Here is a 17112-nt window from a genome sequence, read left to right on the forward strand (position 1 = left end):
AACTATCAATAAAATGAAAAGAAAAAATATCATAAAAGTACTTTCTGTATCTGCACTTAGCCTGGGTCTAATCAGCTTACAGTCATGTACTGACCTGACAGAGCCTGTGTATAGCTCTATCATTGACGACGGTAATTTTCCTAAAACTGACGACCAGATTGCGGCTGTATTAGGACCTGCCTATGGTGGTTTAAGAGGTATGACTGATAACTGGTTTAACCCAAGTGAAGCAACATCTGATGAGTTGATTGTGCCTACACGTGGTGGTGACTGGTTTGATAACGGAGACTGGTTAGCTTATTCTCGCCATACCTGGACCTCTCAACATGGCCCTATCAATGGTGTATGGGGCTTTATCTTCGGTAATATCTCACAGGTAAATCAGTTAATGGTAGTAGTAAAAAGTAACCAGAAAGCGGTTGATGAGCTTCGTGCCATTCGTGCTTTCTATTACTTCATGGCTATTGACTTGTTCGGTAATGTACCTATTGTAACTGATGCCGCTTCAAATGCAGGTACAAAAACCCGTGCAGAAGTATATGCTTTTATCGAGTCTGAATTGAACGCTGTTATTCCGAACCTGAATACAGGTAAAGTATATAGCCGTATGAATCAGGACGTAGCGAATATGCTTTTAGCTAAATTATACCTGAATGCAGGTGTATATAAAGGCACGCCTGAATGGCAGAAGGCTTACGATACTGTTAATAAAGTTATCACTTCACCCAATGGCTATACTTTATCAGCTAATACGCTTGATAACTTCGTGGTTCAGAACCAGGGTTCAACTGAAAATATCTGGGCTGTACCTTACGATAACTTCAAAGCAGGGGGTATGAACTTCCAGATGCGAACCCTACACTATGCTAATCAACGCACCTATAACTTAGGTAATGCTCCATGGAATGGTTTCTGTACTTTAGCTGAGTTCTATAACTCTTTTGATTCTAAAGATGCTCGTATCAAAATGTGGTTGACAGGTCAGCAATATGCTGCTGATGGTACGCCACTATTAGATGCTAAAAACCAACCTCTGGCGTTTGTTACTGATTTTAACAAAGACCAGATGACTGATGCTGACCCTGAGTTTCAGGTAGCAGGTGCTCGTTCTCAAAAATATGAGATTCAGAGAAATAACCCTAATGGCGACCAAAGCAATGACCTGGTAGTATTCCGTTTAGCAGATGCTATCCTGGTAAGAGCAGAAGCAGCTTTCAGATTAGGTAAAACTGCAGAGGCCTTAACAGGTGTAAACATGATCAGAACAAGATCAGGCATTGCACCATTAACTACTTTGACTGCTGCTGACATCTTAGCAGAAAGAGGTCGCGAATTTGCATGGGAAGGCTGGAGACGTAATGATATGATACGTTTCGGTACTTTCTCGAACGAAAGAAAATTTATGAAGAATACGGATAAAACAAGAGAATTGTTCCCGATTCCTCAACCACGTATTGATGCCAACCCATTATTGAAACAAAATCCTGGGTATTAATACTTTATAAGCTTAAAAAAGGCAGATCAGGTGTGGTCTGCCTTTTTATTTTACAGACGGTAGACCAAGCTGCCGGCATTTAACCTATACCAATGAAACAATTACTTTCAATTATTTTTTGCTCTTTCTTGCTTTTATCCTGCAGCAAAAAAGAAGATACCCTGTTTGAGTCTCTTCCGGCTACTGAAACAGGTATCGACTTTGTGAACAGAAGTTTAGAGAAAAAAGAGTTTAATATTTTTAATTACCGTAACTTCTATAACGGCGGCGGAGTGGCGATTGGTGACGTGAATAACGATGGTTTCTCTGATATTTTTGTTACTTCTAATTTTGAAGACAATAAACTTTATCTCAATAAAGGAGTAAAAGACGGTAAATCTTTTCAGTTTGACGATATATCTATCAAGGCAGGTATTGTAGGTAAAAAATTCTGGTCAACAGGTGTAACATTTGCCGATGTAAACGGTGATGGCCTCTTAGATATATATGTATGTAATTCGGGTAGCCAGGACCAACGCGGTAATCAGTTATACATGAATCAGGGCGTTGGACGGAATGGCATTCCGTCGTTTAAGGAGATGGCTAAGGAAGTGGGCTTAGAAGATGGAGGATTCTCTACGCATGCTGCTTTTTTTGATTTCGACCGTGATGGCGATTTAGATATGTATCTTCTTAATAATAGCTTCACCCCTATCGACCGCTTAGGATTTATGAATCTTCGCAACGAACGTGATAGATTAGGCGGGCATAAATTATTCAGAAACGATAGCGAAAAAGGCAGTTTAAAGTTTACAGATATAAGCGAGCAGGCAGGCATTTATGGCAGTCTGATTGGTTTCGGATTAGGTATCACCATTGGAGATGTAAATAATGATAATTGGTTGGATATTTACATTTCTAATGATTTCTATGAACGTGATTACCTGTATATCAATCAGAAAGATGGTACATTCAAAGAAGAGTTAGAAAAGCAGATGGCGCATATCAGCCTGAGTTCTATGGGGGCAGATATTGCAGATATTAATAACGATGGCAATCTGGATATTTTTGTAACAGATATGTTACCTGCCGACGATAGACGCTTAAAAACTACCAGTACATTTGAAAGCTACAATCTGTCGGAAATGAAGCTGAAACGTGGATTCTGGCATCAGTATATGCGCAATATGTTACATCTGAATAATGGTGATGGAACATTCAGCGAAATTGGGGAGTTTTCAGGGGTACATGCTACCGACTGGAGTTGGGGAGCCTTGATTTTTGACATGGACAATGACGGACTGAAAGATATTTTTGTAGCCAATGGCATTGCCAAAGACCTGACCGACCAGGATTTTGTAGAGTTTTTGGGTGACCGTAACACGATGCAACAGATGCTGGAAGGCAAAAAATTTGATTATAAAGAATTTACCGACAAAATCTCTTCTGTTCCTATCCCGAATTATGCCTATAAAAACAACGGAAATCTGCAATTCACCAATACGGTTAAATCATGGGGGTTAGAAGGCCCGGGTTTTTCAAATGGGGCAGCTTATGGAGACCTGGACAATGATGGCGATTTAGATTTAGTAGTAAATAATGTGAATGCGCCACTTTCGGTCTATAAAAACAAAACCAACGAAGTAAACAAAAATCACTTTTTGCGCATAAACCTGAAAGGCACAGCTAAAAATCTGAATGGAATCGGGGCTACTCTTACAGTCTATCAGCAAGGTGAGAAAAAAGTATTGCAACAAATGCCTAACAGAGGCTTCCAGTCATCAAGCGACCACCAGATTGTATTTGGTTTAGGCCAGAACGCCAATATCGACTCTCTGAAAATTGTATGGCCTGATGACAAAATGGAGGTACTTAAAAATCCTAAAGCCGATGCCAATCTTACTTTAGACTATAAAAATGCCACTCAGCTATTTATAGCCACTCAACCGGTAAAGCAACTATTATTCACAGATATTACCAACAGCACACTCGACTATACGCATCAGGAAAGCAGTTTTGTAGATTATGACCGTGATGTATTATTAAAGCAGAAATATTCTACACAAGGTCCTGCTTTAGCCGTAGGTGATGTAAATGGTGACGGCTTGGACGACATCTATTTTGGCGGTGCGGCAGGGCAAGCCAAGAAACTATATATTCAACAAAAAAATGGCAGGTTTGTAGAGTCTAATCAGCCTGATTTTGCTTTTGATGGCACTACCGAGAATACGGATGCTTTGTTTTTTGATGCCAATAAAGATGGTGCGCTTGATTTATTTGTAGTAACAGGCAGCAATGAGTTTGAAGTAAATGCCCCTGAGCTTCATGATGTATTATACTTGAACGATGGCAAAGGAAACTTTAAGAGAGACTTGCGCTTTCCGCCTATCAACGAAAACGGCTCTTGTGTAGCCGCAGCCGATTTTGATAAAGATGGAGACCTTGATTTGTTTGTAGGTTCTCGTATGATTCCCGGCAAATATGGCATGAATCCGCCAAGTAACCTGTATATCAATGATGGCACAGGCGAATTTAAGAATTTATCAAAACGCTATATGCCTCAAATTAACGATTTAGGCATGGTAACCGATGCCGAATGGGTAGATATTGATAAAAATGGTTTTTTAGACTTAGTAGTTACTCAGGACTGGGGGGGTATTGTAGTCTTTAAAAACGAAGGAGGTCGTACACTCACGCTGAAAGAAACCATCAAAGATTCAGAAGGCATGTGGAATTGTCTGAAATCTGCCGATATTGATGGCGATGGAGACATGGATTTTATTGTAGGTAATTTAGGTAAAAATACCAAACTAAAAGCCTCTGTTGAGTATCCGGCCTATTTAGATGTAAATGACTTTGATAAAAATGGTACTACCGAGCAGATAATTTCGTGCGTAACAGAAGACGGCAACACTTACCCGATGGTTTTGAAAGGTGAGCTGCAAAGGGCCTTGCCTATTATTAAAAAGAAATTTATTAAATATACCGACTATGCCAATAAATCTATCACCGATATTTTTACGGCTGAACAGATGAAAGATGGCATACGTAAAAAAATTACTACTACCCGTACCCAGTTTTTAATCAATGATGGCAAAGGTAATTTTTCTCTCAAAGACCTGCCTATACAAGCACAGTTATCACCTGTTTATGCCATAGAAACGGGAGATTTTAATAATGATGGCATATTGGATATTGCCTTAGCCGGAAATTTCTTTGATGTATTGCCGGAATGGGGTCGTTTTGATGCTAACTATGGGCTACTCTTACAAGGAAAAGGCAAAGGAGAATTTGAAGCTGTTGCCCCTGATAAGTCAGGTTTCAGAACACTGGGACAGGTTCGCAAAATGTATAAAGTAAAAACCCACAACCCTGATACAACTGAAGAAATGCTTGTGCTGGCAAAGAACAACGATAAGGCGCAGGTATTTAGTTTTAAAAAACAGAAAAAATGAAGTCAATAGTAAAATTTATAAGTATAATCAGTTTATCGGTTGCCGTTTTTAGTGCCTGTAAAAAAGCTGAGGAGAAAGCAGAGGTAAAACTTTTCAACAAGTTATCATCTACCCAAAGTAAAGTCGATTTTGCCAACAACATTATCGAAACCAAAGATTTCAATATTTTAGATTATCTGTATTTCTACAATGGTGGAGGCGTAGCCGCAGGAGATATTAATAATGATGGTTTGACCGACCTGTTTTTTGTATCGAATCAGGGCAAAAGCAAACTTTACCTAAACAAAGGCAAAACCCAGAATAGCCCTGTTGAATTTGAAGATATTTCAGAAAAAGCCGGAATTGGTGGTTTCTCTGACTGGAAAACAGGGGTAACAATGGTTGACATTAATGGCGATGGTCTATTGGATATTTATGTGTGTGCTGTCTCTAACTACAAAGGTTTAGAAGGCTCAAATGAATTATATATTAATAATGGCGACCTGACCTTTACCGAAAAAGCCAACGAATATGGTTTAGATTTCACAGGTTTTTCTACCCAGGCTGCCTTCTTTGATTACGACAAAGATGGTGATTTAGATTGCTACCTGCTCAATCATGCCGTGCATAATACCCGTTCTTATGACCGTGTAAATACCCGCATGCTGAAAGACAACGAGGCCGGAGATTACCTCTACCGCAACGACAATGGCAAATTTACCGATGTGAGCAAAGAAGCCGGAATCTACCAGGCAGCTATGGGTTATGGATTAGGGATTTCGGTAGCCGATATTGATAATGATGGTTGGCTGGATATTTATGTAAGTAACGATTTCCATGAAGATGATTACTACTATATCAATCAGAAAAACGGCACTTTTAAAGAAGCTGTTAAAGAACATTTTACTCACTTGAGCCGTTTTTCGATGGGCTCTGATATAGCCGATATTAACAATGATGGTTTTCAGGATATTATGACGCTGGACATGTATCCTGAAGACGAAAAAGTAGAAAAATCATCGGTTGGTGAAGACCCTCTTGATATTTATCTTTATAAACTGCAATTCGGCTATTTTAATCAGTATAGCCGCAACTGTCTGCAACTAAGCATGAAAGGCAAACGCTTCAGTGACATTGCACCTATGGCAGGCGTTGCCGCTACTGACTGGAGCTGGAGCCCCCTGATGGCTGATTATGATGGCGATGGTATCAAAGACATTTTTATTACCAATGGTATTCTGAGAAGACCCAACGACTTAGACTATCTGAAATTCATTGCCAGCGACTCGCTTCATTACAACCTCCCCACCTCTCACGAACTCGACCAACAGGCTATTGACAAAATGCCAAGTGGCAAGTGGCATAATTACCTCTACAAGGGCACAAAAGAATTACAGTTTCAGGATAAGTCTATTGCCTGGGGCTTTGAAGAAGCAAACGTTTCTAATGGCAGTGCCTATGCCGACTTAGACAATGACGGAGACCTGGATTTAATTACCAATAATCTGAACGAAGCCGCCGGAATCTACCTGAACCAAAGCAGAGAAACCTTAGGCAACAATTACATAAAGCTAAAACTGAAAGGCAACGATAAAAATACTTTTGGTATAGGTACTAAGATAATCCTGAAAACAAGCGAAGGAGAGCAATTACAGCAACTTATGCCCACCCGTGGCTTTATGAGTTCGGTTGAGCCGTCTCTGATTTTCGGAATCGGTAAAGCGCCTAAAATAGACTCGCTGATAGTGATATGGGAGAATCAGAAGATGGAGGTAATCACTAATCCTGCTATTAATAAAACCCTCATTGTAGACCAGAACAATGCGAAAGCAGATGGCAGTACTTATTTATTTGAAATACCACAAAAGCCATTATTTGAGAATATTACTGCTACTGCAAACATTCCTTTTGTGCATAAAGAAAATGTGTATTTCGATTTCACCCGTGAATTACTTATCCCGTTTAAAGTATCTACCGAAGGACCAAAAATGGCAGTAGGTGATGTAAACGGCGATGGTCTGGAAGATTTTTATGTAGGTGGAGCCAAATATCAGGCAGGAGAATTATATCTGCAAAAAGGCAATGGTTTTGTTAAAAGTAAACAGGCAACTTTTGAAGCCGATTCTTTACTGGAAGATGTAGATGCTTTATTGTTTGATGCTGATGGTGATAAAGATTTAGACCTGTATGTAGTAACAGGTGGTAATGAGTTTTATGGACAAATGATTGAGCAACTCGACCGACTCTATTTGAATGATGGGAAAGGAAACTTTATAAAAGCTACTGATGCTTTGCCACCTATGTTCGATAACAAGTCGTGTGTACGTGCCTGCGATTTTGATAAAGATGGAGACCTTGATTTGTTTGTTGGCGGGCGGGTTGTTGCCTATCAATATGGACAATTGCCTAATTCTTATTTATTGGTAAACAATGGCAAAGGCAAATTCAGTGATGTAACCACAAATATTGCTCCCGAACTTCGGCAAACAGGTATGGTTACAGATGCCATCTGGGCTGACATAGACAAAGATGGCGACCTTGATCTGACTGTTGTAGGCGACTGGATGCCTATTAAAACTTTTGAAAACAATCAGGGAAAATTTAAGCTGATAGACAATCAATTAGGCAAATTCTCAGGTTTCTGGAGTAGTATTACCGCAGGAGATTTTGATAAAGACGGAGACATTGATTTTGTAGTAGGTAATTTAGGTACTAATACCAAATTCAGAAAGCATGAAGGCGGTCAGTTGAAAATGTTTACCAAAGATTTTGATAAGAACGATGCCTTAGACCACATTTTAGCTTATAGTAGAGGCGACGAATGGTATCCGGTAAATGGCAAAGATGAAATGGGCAAGCAGATTCCGGGTATTATCAATAAGAAATATAACGACTATAAAGATTTTTCAGGTAAAACCATTGAACAGGTATTCAGTTCGAAGGAATTAGATGGTGCTGACGAAAAATTAATCAATACTTTTGAGTCGGTCTATGTTGAAAACCTGGGTAATAAAACTTTTAAACTAAACCATTTACCAAGTCTGGCACAAGTGTCAAAAATTATGACCCTACGCACAGAAGACGTAGATAAAGATGGTAATTTAGATATACTGATAGGTGGCAATTTTTATGGTGCCAATATGTATCAGGCACGCTACGATGCGTCTTATGGCTTGATTCTCAAAGGCAATGGTAAAGGAGATTTCAAGGCAGCAGTACCAACTGATACAGGCTTTTTACAAGAGGGTGATGTACGAGACATGAAAGTAATTAATACGCCTAAAGGACAGCTCTATTTTATATTAAGAAACAACGACAAAATGCAGGTATTCAGGAAATTGAAATAAGTTATCTATTAAACCTAATGGGGATGATATAACAACCCTATTAGGTTTTGGCTATCTGAGATAATATATTATTTCGTCTATATTGATAGCCTTTACAGTCCAACTAAAAGACTTTAAAATTCGTCATATCATAAAATAAACTCCCTATTATTTATTCAGCTAAGATAGTCAGTTCACTCTGGCTTGTTATACGATATACTTAACCTTAACTGATGAATGTCTAAACAATTATTTTCTTTTTACCTGATGCTTTACTTACTGTGTATGCACGCAGTGTCTTTTGCACAGAAGAAAACCTTTCTCTTTTCAGGAATAGTGAAAGAAGCAGGCACTAATCTGCCACTTGGAAATGCCAGTATCCTTTTTTCGGGTATGACAATTGGCGTCCAGACCGATTCATCGGGTTATTTTGGCTTGTATCTTCCGCCCAAAACGTATCAGATAACCATCAGAATGTTGGGGTATAAAATAAAAACCGATAGAATAGTTTTAGACCAGAACACTACTATTGAAGTAAGTCTGGAAAAAACTGAACGCCTGTTAGATGAAGTAGTGATTACAGCCGAAAAAGCAGATGCGAATGTGAATCGCACAATTATGGGGGTAGAGAAACTATCGGGTAAAACTTTAAAAAAGTTGCCTAATCTGATGGGTGAGGCCGATGTAATCAGAAGTATCATGCTTTTGCCGGGTGTTTCAACTGTTGGCGAAGGAGCTTCAGGTTTTAATGTGAGAGGGGGCAATGTTGACCAAAACCTTGTTCTGCTTGATGGTGTACCACTTTTTAATACTTCTCACCTGTTTGGTTTTTTTACAGCCTTTAATGCAGATATGGTTCAGGATATAAGTCTGTTTAAAGGCGGTATTCCATCAATGTATGGCGGTCGGGCTTCCTCGGTTTTAGATGTACGTTTACGAGAAGGGAATTTCGACAAATGGAGTTTACAGGGAGGCGTCGGCCCTATTTCAAGTCGGCTCCTAATAGAAGGCCCTTTGTGGAAAGGCAAAACCTCTGTTATTGCTGCCGCAAGAGGTTCATTATCTGATTTTTATCTGCGTTATTTTCCTAACGAAGCACTTAAACAAAGCAAGGCCAATTTTTACGATTTCAATATAAAAGTTACCCATAAATTCGGCCAGAACCAACGCATTTCTTTATCCGCTTATGCCAGCAACGATGCCTTTAAATTTGGTCAGGATACAATGTATTTCTGGAATACAAGTAATGTCAGCTTAAAACACAATGCTTTAATCAATGGTAGGCTTGCACACAATTTCACAGCCTTTCTGAGTAAGTATAAATATGGTATTGAGGGACTAAGCGCACCCTATCAATACCAATGGCAACCCTCTATTGTACAGAAATCTATCAGAGAAGATTTAAGTTATGAGCTATCTAACAAAAGCAGATTAGACTTTGGTCTGGAGTTCAGCCAATATACAAACGATGCCGGAAGTCTTTCGCCTTCTACTGCAGAGTCAATCGTTAATAACTTCGCCATGCCTGTTGAGCAATCAAGAGAAATGGCTGTTTATGTGGGGCATAGCATTGGCTTGGGAAAGGCTATTAGTTTAGATTATGGTCTTCGGTACGCCTATTATCAATTACTCGGTCCGGGCAAATTTTATGATTATCAGTCAGGCATACCACGTGAGGTGGGGACTATTACAGATACTTTAAACTATAGAAAAGGCGCAATTATCCAATCGTATGGAGGTTTGGAACCGCGTGTCTCTTTAGCTTTTAAATTAGACACTAATTTCTCTATCAAACTGGGGTACAACCGTATGCAGCAATTCATGCACCTGATTTCCAATACAATGGCTATTTCGCCCGCAGACCTCTGGAAAAACAGTAATCCACAAATACCCCAACAAATAGCCGACCAGTATTCGATAGGCTTTTTCAAGAATTTTGTAGGCCGTGAAAGCAATGTCTATGAAACCTCTCTGGAGGTTTACTACAAAGACCTCAAAAACGTAGTAGATTATATTGATGGTGCCTCACTTTACCTGAATCCAACCATAGAAACCCAGCTATTAGTAGGCAAAGGTTATGCCTACGGGGCAGAGTTTTTTCTGAAAAAAGCCCGGGGTAAAAAACTGACTGGTTGGTTTTCTTATACCTACTCCCGAACATTCCGCCAGATTCCTGCTACCGAAAACCAGATATCAGCCAATTTCGGTTTAAGATTCCCTGCTAACTTCGACTCTCCTCATAATTTTAAACTGGTATTGAATAACCGATGGACAAAACGCATGACATTCAATGCCAATTTTACTTATAATACAGGTCGTCCTATTACCTATCCCAATGGCCGGTATAAAATTATCGCATTCAGTGAGGTATATGACTACATGGTAAAAGTTGGACTAAACCCCAGAGCAGGGTTTGATAAAGGTACTTATGTATATAATGGTGCAGTTTATGAGTTTTTACAACCCACTACTATTTATCAGTTATTAGATGGGTATTCTACACCAAGTTTCACGCTCAGAAATGCTGAACGGATTCCTGACTATATGCGCCTCGACTTAGGGATTACCATTGATGCCAAAGAGCAGAAAAAATGGCAGGGTAGCTGGAATTTTTCTATCTATAATATTCTCGCTCGTCAGAATGCCTATTCTATCTATTTTAAATCGGCCACAGGTTTGCGTACACAGGCTAAAACCTACAAACTTTCGGTTTTAGGGGCTGCTATTCCATCACTTACTTACAATTTCAAATTCTGATGAAAAAGATATTTCTGTTTTTATTCCTGATAGGCTGGCTGACTTCATGCGAAACTGAATTAACTGACTTTGAAGCAAGCAACCAGACTAATGCGATTGTGGTATACGGAGAGGTGAATAATCTTTCAGGGCCTTATCATGTACGATTGAATACAACTACTGCTTACGACCCATATGATGTTTCAGAGTATCTGGGTAAACCCATAACCAATGCGCAGGTAAAAATTGTAGATGGCTCGGGTAATATCTACGACATGGCAGAAGTACAAGCAGGTTATTACGAAGCATCACCCATGTTTAAAGGATTAGTAGGGCAAAAATACCAACTAAAAATAACAACAAGCGATGGCAAAGCCATTGAGTCTGATTTGGTTGAACTAAAAGCCCCCGCTGTGTTCAACAAGTTTGATTATACCTTTGTAAATGCTGAAAAAGCGCTTGATATGAAGTTTAATGTAACGGCAGAGATACAAGACCCGGCAGCAACAGAAGATTATTATTTCATCAAACGTCAGGATTTTATCCAGTTTCTTACTACCTGCCCTGAACCGCCGCCGCCACCTGCTCCCGTACCTATTTGTTACTCCAAATGTTGGCGGGCACCTTTCAATAGCCAACCTGTATTGCTCAAAGATTTTCTGGTAAATGGCAGAAATATTCCGATACCGATAGGTAGTGTCGATTATAAAGATTATACAGATTGGATTATCCAGTTAGATATTTATTCGGTCTCTAAAACCATTTATAATTACTGGCAAAGACTTGAAGACCAAAGAAATGTTGGGGGTGGAATCTTTGATAAAATACCTGCACAAATTGTAGGAAATCTGACATGTACATCAGACCCTCGTCAGGAAGTTTTAGGAGCATTTGTAGTGGGAGGAGTAAACAAGCAACGTCTATCTATTGACCGTTTTACTAATATTCCGACTGATGCGTATCAGAAAATGGTGGCAGATATTGGTATTTTCGATTATCGTTATTCAAAACTGAAACTCTGGGATTGCCAGTCTGCCGGATGGATTGAATACAATATTGGGCATAACCTGCCTCCTTTGTTGCAATGATAAAAGCCCCCAGCCCCTGAAGGGGTGTTTTTATCATTGCAATTCAGGTAGACATTATTTTTTCTCTATGATGCTGCCCCCATTTTTCCATCGCATTTAATACCTCGTCGAGCGTTTCGCTATAGGGTGTTAGTGCATATTCAACCGTAATAGGTTTGGTATCAAGAACCGTACGGCTCACCAGGCCATTCATTTCCATTTCCTGCAATTCTTTCGACAATATTCTGGGTGAAATATCTGCTTCTCTTGATAATTCACGAAATCTCCGCTTCCCACGTCTTAATATCGTAAGTAATACCAGTTTCCATTTGCCACCTACTACATCTAATGTATCTCTTACGGCCAGTCTTGCTTTTCTGCAAGATTCGTCTGTATGTACCATAGTATCCTTTTTGTAATCGCTATCCTTTTTGTAACAGATAACAAATGTATAGCATATATTTCAGAAATTTGCATTGTGAACATGTTTAAATTTTAAACCAATGCCAAAGAAAATAAACAAAATTGAGGGTTAGGGCTTATCTATAACCTGCAACATCAGCAACCCATTCTAATAGCTGTTGTTGTACAGGTCTTAGTCTGTATAGCTTTTATGTTACATTATCCGACTGTTCTGCAGCAATTATTTCCGGCTGCACAAATTATAGTTAAACAATAATAAATGTTAAAACAATGAAACAGAGAACCATAGAACAAATAATCATACCTGAAGCCCATCAGGGCTTTTTAGGTGAGGGTCATACAGCAAAAGCATTAATTGACGGGAAGAATTTTGTAAATACTGACCCCTTTATTCTCCTGATGGACGACGCCCTGAATCTTCCGGGTGGTAAACCTGTGGGCGGGCCTCACCCACATGCAGGCTTTGAAACTGTAACACTTGTATTGAAAGGCGATGAAAAAGACTGGCACACCGGTAGCCTTGAATTAATGACTGCCGGCAAAGGCATTATTCATACAGAAGAAATCTCTGGTAAGGTTAATATGCACATTCTACAATTATGGCTGGCTTTACCCCCCGAAAAAAGATGGATAGAGCCTTTGTGGCAACAGATTTTGTTAGAAGATGTGCCTACACTAAAAACCGACCAGACCGAAATCAGGGTTTACAGTGGTAGTAGCCAGGCATTACAATTACCTCTGCAAAACCATACGCCTTTTACACTGATAGACTTTAAGTTAGGGAAAAGTATAGTAACAGAACAGGAAATCCCTGCTGAATACAATGGCTTTATCTATGTATTAGCGGGTGATATAATCGTTGGGAAAAACAAAATTACTCAGGGTCAGGTTGAGTGGTTAGATAAAAGCCATGAATCGGGCGAAAGTAACCTAACATTCACATCAGGCGAACAGGGCGCAAGGTTTGTATTGTATGCAGGAAAGCCGCACAAAACCCCTATCGTGAGTTATGGTCCTTTTATTGGAGATATGAATAAAGACATTATACGCTTGTATAATGAATATCATGCCGGACAGATGCCTCATCTGAACAGCCTGCCCGAAAGCCGCAAAATGTGGCACCGTAAAGCAGAAGCACTTATTTAAGCAAGTATTATAATCAGAGTGTCAGCAATGGCACTCTGACTTTTTTAAAACCTATCTTCAAATTATCTCCTTTCTTCTCCGCTCTTTATCAGCTCATCTACTGTCAGGCTAAACCACACAAAGTATATACAATAGAAATCGATTTCTATTGTTATTTTTACAGGCTTATATTTATCTGATGACAAAATCGCTGTTTTATTGCTTGTTTCTGACCGTGCTGCTTTCATGCAAAGAGCGTTCGCAGGATTACTTATTTGAGTCTCTTGAGGCTTCTCAAACGGGTATCGACTTCATGAATAAAATTGAAGATACTCCCGAAATGAATATCATCAATTACCGCAATTTCTACAATGGCGCAGGCGTAGCCATAGGCGATGTGAATAACGATGGGTTTGCAGATGTCTATCTGACGGCCAATCAGGGAGAGAATAAATTGTATCTGAATAAAGGCAAAAAAGACGGCAGTTCTTTTCAGTTTGAAGATATTACCAAACAAGCCGGTGTAAGTGGTACCAAAGCCTGGAGCACGGGCGTAACCTTTGCCGACGTGAATGGTGATGGTCTATTAGATATTTATGTATGTAATTCAGGTGAATTACGGAATGATACCCGAGGCAATGAGTTGTTCATCAATCAGGGCGTAGGACAGAATGGTATTCCGTCGTTTAAGGAAATGGCAGTAGAATACGGGCTATTTGATGGAGGCTACTCTACACATGCCGCTTTTTTTGACTATGACCGTGATGGAGATTTAGACATGTATCTGCTCAACAATAGTTTTATACAGGTCAATAAACTGCAATACCAGAACCTACGTACCCAGCGAGACCCCTTAGGCGGACATAAATTATTCAGAAACGATAATAATAAATTTACCGATGTAAGTGAGCAGGCAGGTATTTACGGTAGCCTGATTGGGTTTGGTCTGGGTATAACCGTAGGAGATGTAAATAATGACAACTGGTTAGATATTTATATCTCTAACGATTTTTATGAGCGTGATTATCTCTACATCAATCAGAAAAACGGCACTTTTAAAGAAGTAGTAAAAGAATCAATGGGGCATATAAGCCTTAATTCTATGGGTGCTGATATTGGAGATATTAATAACGACGGACAACCGGATATTTTTGTAACCGATATGTTGCCCAATGACGACTATCGCCTGAAAACTACGTCAAGTTTCGAAACCTATGAATTAGAACAAATAAAAGTACAAAGAGATTTCTACCATCAATACACCCGCAATACCCTACAACTCAATAATGGCGACAACCGTAATGGGGTACCAACTTTCAGTGAAATAGCTGCACTTTCGGGCATTTATTCTACTGATTGGAGCTGGGGAGCTTTAATTTTCGACATGGATAACGATGGCATGAAAGACATTTTTGTAGCCAATGGAATTATCCATGACCTTACTGACCAGGATTTTATCAGTTTTCTGGCAGATAAGAACACTGTACCTCAGATGCTCGACCAGAATGGCAAACTCAATATCAATAAAATGGTTGAGAAAATGCCCTCTCAACCCATTGCCAATTATGCTTTTCAGAATAAGGGGAATCTGAAATTTGAAAATAAAGCACCAGACTGGGGTTTAGGTGAGCCCGGTTTTTCGAATGGTGCTGCCTACGGGGATTTAGACAATGACGGCGACCTTGATTTGATAGTGAATAATAACAATATGCCACTATCGATTTACAGAAACAACGCTGTTGAAAAACTGAAAAAGCATTTCTTAAGGGTTAATTTAAAGGGCATCGACAAAAATACTTTGGGCATCGGGGCAAAAGTATATCTGTATCAGCAAGGCAAAATGCAGTTTTTACAATCTATGCCCAATCACGGCTTCCAGTCTTCGAGCGACCATATCTTGGTTTTTGGTTTAGGCAATAACCCGACCATTGACTCGCTGACAGTTATATGGCAGAATGATAAAAAACAAACCATCAAAAGCCCAAAAGCTGATACTGATTTGGTATTGGAGCAAAAAAATGCCAATGAAACTTATATAGTTAAACCACCTGTTGCTACGAGGTATTTTGCTGATATAAGTGAGCAATCAGGTTTAAATTTTACGCATGCAGAAAATGGGTTTGTTGACTATAACAGAGACGCCACGCTTAAACAAATGTACTCCAGAGAAGGACCTGCTTTAGCCGTAGGTGATGTCAATGGCGATGGACTGGAAGACGTTTATTTAGGGGCTGCACTTAATTCTACCGGACAATTATTCTTACAGAACCGTACAGGAAACTTCCAGTTATCTAAACAAAGCATTTTCAGTGCCAATCCGCATGCTGACGAAGTTGCAGCTATTTTCTTTGATGCTGATGGAGACAAAGACCTTGATTTGTATATCGCCACCGGAGGTAATGAGTTTCCGAAAGATAACCTTTCCCTTGCTGATTATATATATATCAACGACGGCAAAGGCAATTTCTCTTCGGGCACTTTACCTGCACTCTACGAAAACAATTCATGTGTTGTAGCGGCAGATTTCGACAAAGATGGTGATGAAGACCTGTTTGTAGGCTCTCGTATGATAAGCGCCCAATACGGTAAAAGCCCCGATAGCTATCTATTAAAAAACGATGGAAAAGGCAAATTTACCCCCGAAAATTTAGGGGAGATAGGCATGATAACTGACGCTTCGTGGGTTGATATTGATAAGGATGGTTGGCCTGATTTGGTATTGGCAGGCGACTGGATGCCTATAAGTATTCTCAAAAATCAGAAAGGAAAAATTTCTCCTACACCTCTACCTATAACCGACTCAGCAGGATGGTGGAATACGATTAAAGTGGCCGACATAGATAATGATGGTGACCCCGATTTAATTGTAGGTAATCTGGGGCTTAACTCCAAATTAACTGCCTCTAAAGACCAACCTGCCATGCTTTGTGTCAATGATTTTGATAAAAACGGGCTGGTAGAGCAATTGATTTGTGTGTATAACAATGGCAAATTAGTACCACTCATGCAAAAGCCTGATTTGCAAAGGGTTATCCCGTCCATCAAAGAGCGATTTGTGTATCATAAAGACTATGCCAATAAGTCGGTTGATGAAATATTTACCAGTGCACAAAAAGAAGGCATGATTGAAAAAACTGTGGTTAATCCGCAAACTTCTTTCTTTATCAACGATGGTAAAGGCAATTTCAGCATCGTTCCTTTACCCATAGAAGTACAGTTTTCTCCGGTATATGGCATTGAAACCTGTGATTACGACCATGATAATAAATTAGATATTATCCTGACCGGAAACTTCTTTGATGTACTACCCGAAATTGGCCGTTATGATAGTAATCATGGGCTGGTTTTACATGGCAAAGGGCAAGGAAAATTTGAAGTACTGAAATCAAAAGATACAGGTTTTTTCAGTACCGGACAGGTACGCCGAATGAAAATAGTAAAGGGAGCTAAGAAAAATATGTTAATTTTGGCGAAAAATAACGATAAGGTTCAAGTAATCGGTTTTTGAGAATCCTCTCACTCCCCTG

8 protein-coding genes are annotated in these 17112 nt (G+C 39.5%); 7 read left to right on the forward strand and 1 reads right to left on the reverse strand.

Features of this window, described 5'->3' with window-relative positions:
* Positions 1–13 precede the first annotated feature (13 nt).
* The 5 genes from EWM59_RS13955 (at position 14) to EWM59_RS13975 (ending at position 12058) form a co-directional block, all read left to right on the forward strand.
* Entirely contained in the window at positions 14–1495 is a 1482-nt protein-coding gene (locus EWM59_RS13955) for a RagB/SusD family nutrient uptake outer membrane protein (protein WP_130021597.1), read from the forward strand.
* Positions 1496–1587: 92 nt separating this feature from the next.
* The gene (locus EWM59_RS13960; RefSeq protein ID WP_130021598.1) at positions 1588–4929 is read left to right on the forward strand and encodes a VCBS repeat-containing protein; all 3342 of its coding nucleotides are present in this window, start codon (positions 1588–1590) and stop codon (positions 4927–4929) included.
* Positions 4926–8255 carry a VCBS repeat-containing protein gene (locus EWM59_RS13965; protein ID WP_130021599.1) on the forward strand — a complete coding sequence of 1110 codons (3330 nt, stop codon included), beginning with the start codon at positions 4926–4928 and terminating at the stop codon, positions 8253–8255. The genes EWM59_RS13960 and EWM59_RS13965 overlap by 4 nt, the downstream gene beginning before the upstream one ends.
* Before the next feature lie 216 nt (positions 8256–8471).
* Positions 8472–10991 carry a TonB-dependent receptor gene (locus tag EWM59_RS13970; protein ID WP_130021600.1) on the forward strand — a complete coding sequence of 840 codons (2520 nt, stop codon included), beginning with the start codon at positions 8472–8474 and terminating at the stop codon, positions 10989–10991.
* Complete coding sequence (locus EWM59_RS13975) at positions 10991–12058, forward strand: DUF4249 domain-containing protein (protein WP_130021601.1); 1068 nt, start codon at positions 10991–10993, stop codon at positions 12056–12058. Before EWM59_RS13970 ends, EWM59_RS13975 begins: the two co-directional genes overlap by 1 nt.
* 43 nt (positions 12059–12101) lie before the next feature.
* Here the strand turns inward: EWM59_RS13975 and EWM59_RS13980 are convergent, their stop codons facing one another.
* The gene (locus EWM59_RS13980) at positions 12102–12440 is read right to left on the reverse strand and encodes a winged helix-turn-helix transcriptional regulator (protein WP_130021602.1); all 339 of its coding nucleotides are present in this window, start codon (positions 12438–12440) and stop codon (positions 12102–12104) included.
* 290 nt (positions 12441–12730) lie between these two features.
* Here EWM59_RS13980 and EWM59_RS13985 point away from each other — a divergent pair, with 290 nt between their 5' ends.
* The gene (locus tag EWM59_RS13985; protein ID WP_130021603.1) at positions 12731–13606 is read left to right on the forward strand and encodes a pirin family protein; all 876 of its coding nucleotides are present in this window, start codon (positions 12731–12733) and stop codon (positions 13604–13606) included.
* A gap of 178 nt (positions 13607–13784) precedes the next feature.
* A complete protein-coding gene (locus EWM59_RS13990; RefSeq protein ID WP_130021604.1) occupies positions 13785–17093 on the forward strand; it encodes a VCBS repeat-containing protein in 3309 nt (1102 codons plus the stop codon).
* Positions 17094–17112 lie beyond the last annotated feature (19 nt).

The sequence above is a fragment of the Emticicia agri genome (genome assembly GCF_004168285.1).
GTDB lineage: Bacteria > Bacteroidota > Bacteroidia > Cytophagales > Spirosomataceae > Emticicia > Emticicia agri.

Bases quoted from the DNA above. Each gene is read 5' to 3' on its own strand.
- EWM59_RS13955 (WP_130021597.1), top strand. From the start codon at position 14: ATGAAAAGAAAAAATATCATAAAAGTACTTTCTGTATCTGCACTTAGC.
- EWM59_RS13960 (WP_130021598.1), top strand. From the start codon at position 1,588: ATGAAACAATTACTTTCAATTATTTTTTGCTCTTTCTTGCTTTTATCC.
- EWM59_RS13965 (WP_130021599.1), top strand. From the start codon at position 4,926: ATGAAGTCAATAGTAAAATTTATAAGTATAATCAGTTTATCGGTTGCC.
- EWM59_RS13970 (WP_130021600.1), top strand. From the start codon at position 8,472: ATGTCTAAACAATTATTTTCTTTTTACCTGATGCTTTACTTACTGTGT.
- EWM59_RS13975 (WP_130021601.1), top strand. From the start codon at position 10,991: ATGAAAAAGATATTTCTGTTTTTATTCCTGATAGGCTGGCTGACTTCA.
- EWM59_RS13980 (WP_130021602.1), bottom strand. From the start codon at position 12,440: ATGGTACATACAGACGAATCTTGCAGAAAAGCAAGACTGGCCGTAAGA.
- EWM59_RS13985 (WP_130021603.1), top strand. From the start codon at position 12,731: ATGAAACAGAGAACCATAGAACAAATAATCATACCTGAAGCCCATCAG.
- EWM59_RS13990 (WP_130021604.1), top strand. From the start codon at position 13,785: ATGACAAAATCGCTGTTTTATTGCTTGTTTCTGACCGTGCTGCTTTCA.